Annotated in this window: 6 protein-coding genes, 1 pseudogene and 1 riboswitch; of the genes and pseudogenes, 4 read left to right on the top strand and 3 right to left on the bottom strand. The window is 63.7% G+C overall.

Going from position 1 to position 9,256, the window contains the following annotated elements; all coding sequences use genetic code 11:
* Positions 1-83: 83 nt before the first annotated feature.
* Positions 84-419 carry a DUF3802 family protein gene (locus BN1127_RS02070; protein ID WP_042648312.1) on the top strand — a complete coding sequence of 112 codons (336 nt, stop codon included), beginning with the start codon at positions 84-86 and terminating at the stop codon, positions 417-419.
* Between the two features lie 266 nt (positions 420-685).
* Here BN1127_RS02070 and msrA read toward each other — a convergent pair whose 3' ends face one another.
* A complete protein-coding gene (gene msrA, locus BN1127_RS02065) occupies positions 686-1,318 on the bottom strand; it encodes a peptide-methionine (S)-S-oxide reductase MsrA (protein WP_005327561.1) in 633 nt (210 codons plus the stop codon).
* A gap of 252 nt (positions 1,319-1,570) precedes the next feature.
* Between msrA and argA the strand changes: the two genes are divergently transcribed.
* Together argA and lysC are read left to right on the top strand one after the other, a co-directional pair.
* Positions 1,571-2,899 (top strand): amino-acid N-acetyltransferase, encoded by a 1,329-nt coding sequence (gene argA, locus BN1127_RS02060; RefSeq protein ID WP_042648311.1) that lies wholly within the window; start codon positions 1,571-1,573, stop codon positions 2,897-2,899.
* Positions 2,900-3,007: 108 nt separating this feature from the next.
* Positions 3,008-3,230, top strand: a riboswitch (Lysine riboswitch).
* 86 nt (positions 3,231-3,316) lie between these two features.
* Complete coding sequence (lysC, locus tag BN1127_RS02055) at positions 3,317-4,669, top strand: lysine-sensitive aspartokinase 3 (protein ID WP_005327565.1); 1,353 nt, start codon at positions 3,317-3,319, stop codon at positions 4,667-4,669.
* A 136-nt stretch (positions 4,670-4,805) separates the two neighbouring features.
* On the opposite strand, the gene BN1127_RS02050 is transcribed toward lysC, so the two are convergent.
* Positions 4,806-5,900: a protein kinase family protein gene (locus BN1127_RS02050; RefSeq protein ID WP_042648302.1), complete on the bottom strand. Its 1,095-nt coding sequence runs from the start codon at positions 5,898-5,900 to the stop codon at positions 4,806-4,808.
* A gap of 250 nt (positions 5,901-6,150) precedes the next feature.
* On the opposite strand from BN1127_RS02050, the gene BN1127_RS02045 reads away from it, so the two are divergent.
* Positions 6,151-8,412 (top strand): LTA synthase family protein, encoded by a 2,262-nt coding sequence (locus BN1127_RS02045; protein ID WP_042648301.1) that lies wholly within the window; start codon positions 6,151-6,153, stop codon positions 8,410-8,412.
* Between the two features lie 220 nt (positions 8,413-8,632).
* Here the strand turns inward: BN1127_RS02045 and BN1127_RS02040 are convergent.
* Positions 8,633-9,238 (bottom strand): annotated as a pseudogene (locus tag BN1127_RS02040) (S66 peptidase family protein); the annotation flags it as partial.
* Between the last annotated feature and the right edge of the window lie 18 nt (positions 9,239-9,256).

Raw genomic sequence — 9,256 nt, 5'->3', positions numbered from 1 at the left:
CGCCTCTACTGCAGCTTGCCAAGCCAAGGCCAGCCACTAAAATACCCACCATTTCCCCAAAGCAATGAATGAAGGCAGCCATCATGGTGGTAGAGAGCGACGGTTATATTGCGCTGATCGAGTATCTGGTAGAGAGTCTGGGCCTGTTCGAGAGCCAGCAGCAGGGCACGGGCTCCGAGACCATAGAGGATCTGGTGAGCAACCGGGTGGCGGGCAACCTCATGGCCATCTGCGAGCAGAACCCTCAGCTCGACCCCAAGGTGCGTTTCATGATCATGCAGGAGGCCGATGCCGTGGTGGCCGATCTGGAAGAGGTGCTCTCCGCTGTCTGGCTGCGGGCGCCCACCCCGGCCCAGCACGCCTTCCTCGATGAGTTCATCAGTCTCATCAAGAACCTGTTCGACAGCACCATCCGCTAGCCCCTCCCCCGCGGCTGCACGGCCGAAAAGTGAAAAGGGCCGCCTTCAACGGGCAGCCCTGCTTGCTATCACTTCCGATTCATCGCGCTTGTCAGTGGGATGAATGTCGAGGCAAGAAATGTGTCTGGTCTTGGCTGCCGTCCATGGTAGCTAATTGTTAGTCTGCCGAGGTTCGGTTAAGTTCCCGACCAGGACACTTTTTTTAATATTTCTTTCAAAAAAACGAAACAGGGACCGGATGGCCCCTGTTTTATACATGCTGCGCCTCAGCGGTTCAGGCTGGGCGGCAGGCAGACGCCAATGCCGCCCAACCCGCAATACCCTTCCGGATTCTTCTCCAGATATTGCTGATGGTAATCCTCGGCGTAGTAGAAAGGGGCCAACGGCAGGATCCGGGTGGTGATGGGACGGGCATCGCCGCTCGCCATCATGGCCTGCTGATAGGCGGCCAGACTCTGCTGGGCGATGGCCTCCTGACTGTCATCCCCATAGAAGATCACCGAGCGGTACTGGGTGCCGATGTCGCCGCCCTGGCGCATGCCCTGGGCCGGATCGTGCTGCTCCCAGAACAGCTTGAGCAGCTCGCCGTAACTGATGACCCTGGGGTCGAACACCACCTGCACCGTCTCGGCATGACCGGTCAGACCGCTGCACACCTCCTTGTAGGTGGGGTTTGGCGTCAGGCCCCCCTGATAACCGGCGGCGGTGGAATAGACGCCGGGCTGCTGCCAGAACAGGCGCTCCACACCCCAGAAGCACCCCATGCCAAACCAGGCAAGCTCCATCCCCTCGGGCCAGGGGCCCTGAGTCGGGTGGCCGTTGACGGCATGCTGCTGGCCGATCGCCAGCGCTTCCCGTCGTCCCGGCAGCGCCTCTGCCGGTGAAATAATCTGCTCCATATGCCCTGTCCTTGAATAAAACCCCGCGCGATGCGGCTGACGAAAAGGAACCCCGAAGATAACAGGTTATGAGCCCGGATCAACCGAGGCGGCCCCTTCACCGGGCTGACCGCCCCCCGACTCGCCCTGGCACAGGGCGTCTGCGACTGGTCAAAATGGCGGCACAAAACACCAAAACCAATATTTAGTCTTGATTTGTGAATTTATTTTCATATATTGAGCAAATTGCTGCTTTTTTATGGAATGAAACACGTGCGTGAACGCGAACCCAGCCTGGTCCATGCCTTTCGGCAATCCACCCCCTATGTCAACGTGCACCGGGGCGCCACCTTCGTGCTGATGATGGGCGGGGAAGCCATCTGCCACCCCAACTTTGCCAATATCGTCAGCGATATCGCCCTGCTGCAGACGCTTGGGATCCGCCTGGTCCTGGTATTCGGCTCGCGTCCGCAAAACGACGAGGCGCTGGCCCGCGCCGGCATCGAGGCCCAGTACCACAGACGGATCCGGGTCACCGATGACAAGAGCTTCGCCATCATCAAACAGGTGTGTGGCGGTCTGCAATACGACATCACGGCCCAGCTCTCCATGGGGCTGGCCAACACCCCGATGCAGGGCGCGCGCATCAGCGTGGTGAGCGGCAACTTCGTCACCGCCCAGCCGCTCGGCGTCGAGGATGGCATCGATTACTGCCACAGCGGCCGGGTGCGGCGCATCGACGTGGAGGGGATCACCCGCCAGCTGGATCAGCATGGTCTGGTGCTCATCTCCCCCATCGGCTGCTCGGTCACCGGCGAGAGCTTCAACCTGAGTTCCGAAGAGGTGGCGCGTCGGGTGGCGGTGGATCTCAAGGCAGACAAGCTCATCTGTTTCAGCAGCACCCAGGGGGTGATGAACAGACAAGGCGAGGCCATCTCCGAACTCTTCCCCGAGCAGGCAGAAGAGCTGCTGGTGGAGCTCGAGCAGGCCGGCGAGGAGATGTCCGGCACCGCCCGCTACCTGCGTGCGGCCATTGCCTCCTGCCGGGGCGGCGTGCCGCGCTCCCACCTGGTGAGCTATCAGGATGACGGCGCCATGCTGCAGGAGCTGTTCAGCCGCGAGGGGCTCGGCACCCAGATAGTGCGCGAAAGCGCCGAGCGGGCACGGGCCGCCACCATCGAAGACATCGGCGGCATCCTGGATCTGATCCGGCCGCTGGAGGAGGAAGGCATCCTGGTGCGCCGCTCCCGTGAGCAGTTGGAGATGGAGATAGACAAGTTCACCATCATCGAGCGCGACGGCCTCATCATCGGTTGCGCGGCGCTCTACTGTTTCATGGAGGAGGCGATGGCCGAGATGGCCTGCGTCGCCATCCATCCCGAGTACCGCAACTCCAACCGGGGTGATCAGCTGATCGCCAAGGTGGCCGAGCGGGCCAAGCGGCTCGGCATCCGCCGCCTGTTCGTGCTCACCACCCGTTCCATCCACTGGTTCCGGGAGCGGGGCTTCGATCCCCTGGAGGTGGAAGATCTGCCGGTGGCGCGCCAGCGGCTCTACAACTGGCAGCGCCGCTCCAAGGTTTTGTCCAAGACGATTTCGTAACTGATTGATCTTGTGCCTGGTTGTTGCCAATTGTGTACTTTTTTACAAACTCGATTGACAGTGCAATCCAGAGCAGGGTATTTCTACATGCACGCCACCTTCCAGGGTGGCACCAGAAGAGGAGCGCTGCCCAGGCAGCCCAAGGGAGGACACCAGCGTCCGGTGAACTTGGGTCAGGGGGAGCAGCGCCGAGACGAGTGAGGCAACTGGTATACCTCAACGTCGGCTGCGGGGGCTGAATCCCCCGGGTTGTCATCGGTCGTGTGCATCCCACAGGCATCCAGCAGGATCCTTGTGGGATGGGCACCGCGGATGGAGTGCTTCTGGCCGGGATCCTTCGCTATTCCTGCCATTTTCTGCCTCCTCCTCTCTTTTGCCCGATGAAACCGGATTTTCACCTTGAGACAGGAGTATGCAATGAACCCGATCAACGTCGCCAAGTTTGGCGGAACCAGTGTCGCCGATGCAGCGGCCATGAACCATTGCGCCGACGTGGTGCTGGCCAATCCGGCGACCCGGGTGGTGGTGCTGAGCGCCAGCGCCGGGGTCACCAACCTGCTGGTGAGCCTGGCTCAGGGTGAATTGGACGAAGCCGGGCAGGATGCCCAGCTCGCCAGATTGACCGGGATCCAGCAGGCCATCCTGACGGCGCTCGGCAACCCGGGCGAAGTGAGCGCCCTCATCCACGCCCAGCTCGGCGACATTCGCACCATGGCCCGCCAGGCCTGCCAGCACACCGATGCCGAACTGGCAGACCGCCTCATCGCCTGCGGCGAACTGATGTCCACCCGCCTCTTCACCGAACTGCTGCACCAGCGGGGCATCAAGGCCTGCTGGCAGGACGCGCGCCAGCTGCTGCGCACCGACAGCCGCTTTGGCAAGGCCACCGTGGATCTCGCCGCCACCCGCACCCTCTGCCAAGCCACCCTGGGCCCGCTGCTCGGTGACAGCCTAGTCATCACCCAGGGCTTCATCGGCGCCGACGCCGATGGCCGCACCACCACATTGGGCCGGGGCGGCTCCGACTACAGCGCGGCCCTGCTCGCCGAGGCACTGGACGCAGGCAGCATAGAGATCTGGACAGACGTGCCCGGCATCTACACCACGGATCCGCGCCTGGTCACCCGGGCCCGCCCCATCCCGGAAATCAGCTTCGTGGAGGCGGCCGAGATGGCCACCTTCGGCGCCAAGGTGCTGCACCCGGCCACCCTGCAACCCGCCCTGCGCCAGGACATTCCGGTGTTCGTCGGCTCAGCCAGGGATCCCGCAGCAGGTGGCACCTGGATCCGCGCCAGCACCGAGACCTGCCCGCTGTTTCGCGCCGTGGCCCTGCGCCGCCAGCAGGTGCTGGTCACCCTGCACAGCCTCAACATGTTCCACGCCTACGGCTTTTTGGCGGAGGTGTTCGGCATCCTGGCCCGTCACCGCATCTCGGTGGATCTCATCACCACCTCTGAGGTGAGCGTCTCCCTGACCCTGGATCACACTGGCAGCCAGAGCAACGGCGAGCCCATCCTCGGCGACAAGGTGCTGGCGGAGCTCGGCCAGCTGTGCAAGGTGGAGGTGGAGACCGACTTCGCGCTGGTGGCCCTCATCGGCAACCGCATGAGCGAGGCGGCCGGGGTGGGCAGCCGGGTGTTCGACGCCATTCGTGAACACAACATCCGGATGATCTGCTACGGCGCCAGCGCCCACAATCTCTGCTTCCTGGTCAAGGAGAGCGAAGCGGGCAACATCGTCAACCGCCTCCATCAGGAGCTGCTCGACTGAGCCTGACGAAGCCTTGTCAGACCCTTCTCCCCGTGGGGAGAAGGGTCTGTTATCAGGGGAAGGCCATAACACCAGCATCGATACCAACGAAGAGGGGCGCCGATGCGCCCCTCTTGTCATTGAGTCAGCCGTCATGTCAGCCCATGGACTGGCTTGCCGGGGTTGGCAGCAGGTTGGCCCGGATCTGCTCGCGCAGCCCCCCCAGCCGTTGCAACAGCGCAGCCTGGCTGAGCCCCGCCTCATCCGGCCCCAGATTCTCGGCCAGCGCCGGGAAGTGATCCCGCACCGCCTGCTCCAGCCAGTCGAGGCGACGCAGGGTCATGGGGCCGCAGCTCTTGCCGCTGAGATCGTCCTGAATGTCGAGCCGGTGGCTGCGATACATGTCGCGCCACCAGTTGGCGGCGAGCGCCTCGTCGCTTGCCAGCGCCGCACTCCACTCTCCCACCAGCCCCTGCATGCGGGCCAGCACGGGGGCACTGGCCCCCTCCCGGCTAAGGTACTGCAACTCCCCCTTCGCCCAGGCGAGGCAGAGCCCCCGCCAGTGGCGAAACAGCGGCAAGGGATCGGCATCATCCAACCAGAGCCCTGACAGGGTGCGGGTCTCCAGCCGCTCCGGCACATGAAATTCCGGATCGGTGAGGCCGTTGGAGTTGAACTCGTGAAGGGGATCGAAAGGCCACATGTAGCCAAAGTCGAACACCGAGATCTGTTGGCCGTCGTCAAGCAGGTTGCCCGGGCTCGGATCCCAGTCAAACCAGCCCCAGCGCGCCAGCTCGGCCTCCACCGCCAGCATCTGCGCCAGGTTGCGCTCATTGAGCCTGCGCACCGGCTCTCCCCGCAGCCAGGGGGAAACCAGCACCCCGGTGCGGGCCGAACCGAAGCTGGTGCAGACCACGTTGGAGAGGATGGTGGGGTGCAGCTCCCGCAGGCTCTCTATCTCCCGACGCCGCTCCAGTTCGGTGAGAAAGGCGGTCTTGCCGTCGACGTTGGCCACCAGGGAGTCTGGTCGGCACCGCTTCAGGCACCAGTGATGGCCCTCCACCTTGAGGTGGAACACCTCGGCGGTGAGCCCGTGACCATAGACCCTGACGACGTCCGGGTGATCCTCGGTGAGCCTTAACAACTGGGCAAGAGGCAGGGGACAGTCTCGCTCACGTCCGATCCGGATCTCGTCGTTGTTCTCCAGCATCTGGAGCAATCTTGCCTGACGTGCCGCAACCTTGGGATTCATACATGTACCTCCAACCGTTACTGAGAGACTAAACAGCGCCCCCCTCCCAGACCAGCGGCAAAGCCCCATGATGACGCTTTCATCACAGAATGAATGCCCCTCCCGGATCGGGATCACAATTCGCACGCCCGGGTCGTCACCCAAGATTCATCCCGTTGTCATTAAATTGACATCAAGGAACAAGCCCCTCACCATCGGGTCAAAATAGATGCAGCCATCGCTGCCCTGCCCGCTCCAAGGATGAGCCCCTATGAATGCCCCCGTCTGTGGTCACAGCCCCTCCCTTTCCCAGTCTCTGGCCGGGTGGCTGTTCGGTCTGCTGATAGCCCTGCTGTTGCTGACCCTCGCCCTGCCGCTGCTCAATCCCGCCGGCTGGCTCGGGCGGGCACAACCGTTGATCCTGGGGCCCGCCGATCAGCCCATCGCCACCCTCAGCCGCCACAGTCTGCTCTACAAGAGCGACAGTCGCGGCCTCTATCTGGTGGTGCGCAGCCAGTGGCAACTGCTCAAACCGCTGCAGGAGGGGGACAAGGTGCGGGTAGAGCTGCTCAACGACAAGGGCATTCGCATCGATCAGTTGAGCCAGGCGGTGGAGAAGCGCCAGAAGTGTCGCCAGGAGCGCTGCACCCTGGATCTCAACAGCGCCCTGCGGGCACCGGATGACGCCCTGGACAGCCGCTATCAACTGCGGATCGGCCTGCTGCTGGCGGACAGGCCCGAGAGCGCCGAATACAGCCAGATACTGCAGACCCTGCCGGAGCGCTGCTTCAACCTGAGCTACCTGATGATCAGCCTGCTGCTGGTGCTGCTGATGAGCGCCGCCGTGCTCAGGGCGATGCTGCCGCGGCTGCGCCGAAGCTACCGCTCGCGGATCGTCGGCAGCCTGCTGCTCGGCAACCTCACCTTCGTGTTGCTGCACGGCTTCGTGGTGTTCAAGCTGGGAGAGTTTCTGTTCTGGTCGGGCTTTCGGCCCGAGCACTATTACCTCGCCTGGGGCAGCATGGTGCTGGGCTGGAGCCTCTGTGCCCTGGCGGGGTTCAACCTCTATATGGGGCTGGTGTTCACGGCGCTCTCCGGCATAGGCCTGCTCGCCAACTTCATGAAGATCGCCATCTACGGGGTGCCGCTCGGGGGGGACGATCTCGGCAACCTGCTGGCCCTGCTGCACATCCTGCTCGATCAGCACCCCGTGCTGCCGGTGCTGGCCGTGCTGGGGCTGTTGTTCCTGTGCTGGCGCTTTGCCCTGTCGCGCTGGATCCTGCGCACAGCCGCCGCCACCGTCGCCTTCTTCGCGCTCTGCGTGTTCGCCACCCAGACCGGCAACAAGCTGCTCGGGGCCAACATCCGCTACGTGGACAGGGCGGTGAACTACCACAGGGACATCATCCGCGCCGGCCCCGGCCTCTATCTGTTCAACCTGGTGGACGAGATGCTGCAAAGCGGCAACGTCTTTCGCTATCCCCTGCAGATCAACGAGCGCACCCCCGAACTGAGCCAGCCAGCCCGGGGCCAGCCGCCCCGCTTCGATCTGGTGATCGTGCTGCAATACGAGTCGCTCTGGCTCGACTGGCAGGGCAAGATCTGCGCCCCCGCCCCCACGCTCTCCCTGCCCGCCGGGGTGGCGCAGTGGCACAAGACCATCCACTCCCCCACCACGGGCGGCATGACGGTGCTGGCGGAGTTCGAGATGAATACCGGCCTGCCGGCGGGTCTGCTCAAGCAGGGGGTGGTGCCCTACTACTACCTCTCGGCCCAGGTGCCCGGGCTTGCCCAGAGCGCGAAGCAAAGCGGCTACCAGACCCTGTTCGCCCACCCCTATGTGGAGAAGTTCTGGGGCCGCGCCAAGGCGATTCCGGCGCTCGGCTATGAGGAGCGCTGGTTCGACACCCGCTTCACCACCCTGGAACACAAGGGGCTCTACATCTCGGACGATGCCCTCATCGATCACCTGATCAAACGCAGCGAGCAGGATGACAAGCCGCTGTTCGCCTACGCGGTCACCATGCAGGGGCACGGCCCCTTCGACGGGGATCGCTACCGGGCCCAGCAGATCGACAAGGCCTGCCCGGATCAGAGCCCGGCAGAGCGCCAGCTGCTCAACACCTACTACACCGGGGTGGTGGACGCCATGGCGTCGCTGGAGCGGTTGCTCAAGACCCTGGACCAGTCCGGCAAGCGCTATCTGGTGGTGGCCTTTGGTGATCACCAGCCCTTCCTGATGTCCGCAGGCAAGGGTATCCACGGCGCCAAGCCGCCCCGGGATGCGGCCTACCAGATCCCCATGATGGCTTTCACCCGCGCCGATGACCCCCTCAACCTGGCGACCCAGTTCGCCCCGGTGCGCCAGCTCTACCAGATGGGCCAGGCCACCCGAGCGCTGCTGGCGGGGGATCTCGCCCCCATAGAGGACAAGCCCCTGCTCCACCCGGTGCTCGGGGAGGAGAAGGGCTTCGACCCCTCGCCTCTGGTGCCGCAGATCCGCGCCAGCTTCCGAGCCGACGCATTACCTTGAGATCAATAAACATTTAAGAGACGGGAGCCGCAGATCCTTGCAACACCTTCCGGGCCGACCTTCCGGGCCGACGCATTACCCTGAGAGCAATAAACATTTAAGAGACGGGGGCCGCAGATCCTTGCAACACCTTCCGGCTTCCGGGCCGATGCCCTGCCCTAAGCCTGCGCGCAGACAGCAAAGAGGCCGCAACTGCGGCCTCTTTGCATTTCTCTTGCGGCTAGCGGAGCCAGGGCTCGCACAGGGTAAGGGTCTGCCTGTCGAGATCCAGTTCGACCTCGATGCCGAGCGGCACCGTCAGCATGGGGTGAGTGTGAGCACAGTCGAACTCCGCCAGAATGGGGAAGGTCGGCTCCCCCACCACTTCCAGCAGGATATCGAGCGGCCGCCGGCCGCTGCCCTGGCTGTCGAACAGCTCGTGTTTGCCGAGCACCAGGGCACCGATGCGATCAAACACCCCGCACAGCTTGAGGTGGGCAAAAGAGCGCTCCACCGTCTCTGCCAAATGGAGGCTGTCTTCCAGCAGCAGAATGTCCCCCCGCGCTATGGGCGGCATATAGGGTGAGCCCCAGATCCCTGCCAGGGTATTGAGGTTGCCGCCGATCAGTCGGCCTCGCACCCGGCCAGATCCCACCGAGATCAACCGGTTTGGCAGGCACTGCTTGGCCCGGGTCTGCTGTTCCCAGTCCAGCCGCTCGTCGGTCCATTGCGTCGGAGTCGGCACCGTGTGGGGCACGGCGGCGCCACCTGCCTGGCAAATCTGGTTGAACCCGGCCAGAGTTTCGTCCACCAGTGGCGAGAGCTCGCCGAAAGAGGCCACCAGCGCCGCAATGCTGATCAGTTA

The organism is Aeromonas media, assembly GCF_000819985.1.
Taxonomy (GTDB): Bacteria; Pseudomonadota; Gammaproteobacteria; order Enterobacterales; family Aeromonadaceae; genus Aeromonas; species Aeromonas media.
The sequence above is the reverse complement of the archived record's forward strand: the minus strand, read 5'-3'. Positions and strand labels throughout refer to the sequence as shown.

Coding starts and splice junctions, on each gene's coding strand:
- BN1127_RS02045 (WP_042648301.1), top strand. CDS start 6,151: ATGAATGCCCCCGTCTGTGGTCACAGCCCCTCCCTTTCCCAGTCTCTG.
- BN1127_RS02070 (WP_042648312.1), top strand. CDS start 84: ATGGTGGTAGAGAGCGACGGTTATATTGCGCTGATCGAGTATCTGGTA.
- lysC (WP_005327565.1), top strand. CDS start 3,317: ATGAACCCGATCAACGTCGCCAAGTTTGGCGGAACCAGTGTCGCCGAT.
- BN1127_RS02050 (WP_042648302.1), bottom strand. CDS start 5,900: ATGAATCCCAAGGTTGCGGCACGTCAGGCAAGATTGCTCCAGATGCTG.
- msrA (WP_005327561.1), bottom strand. CDS start 1,318: ATGGAGCAGATTATTTCACCGGCAGAGGCGCTGCCGGGACGACGGGAA.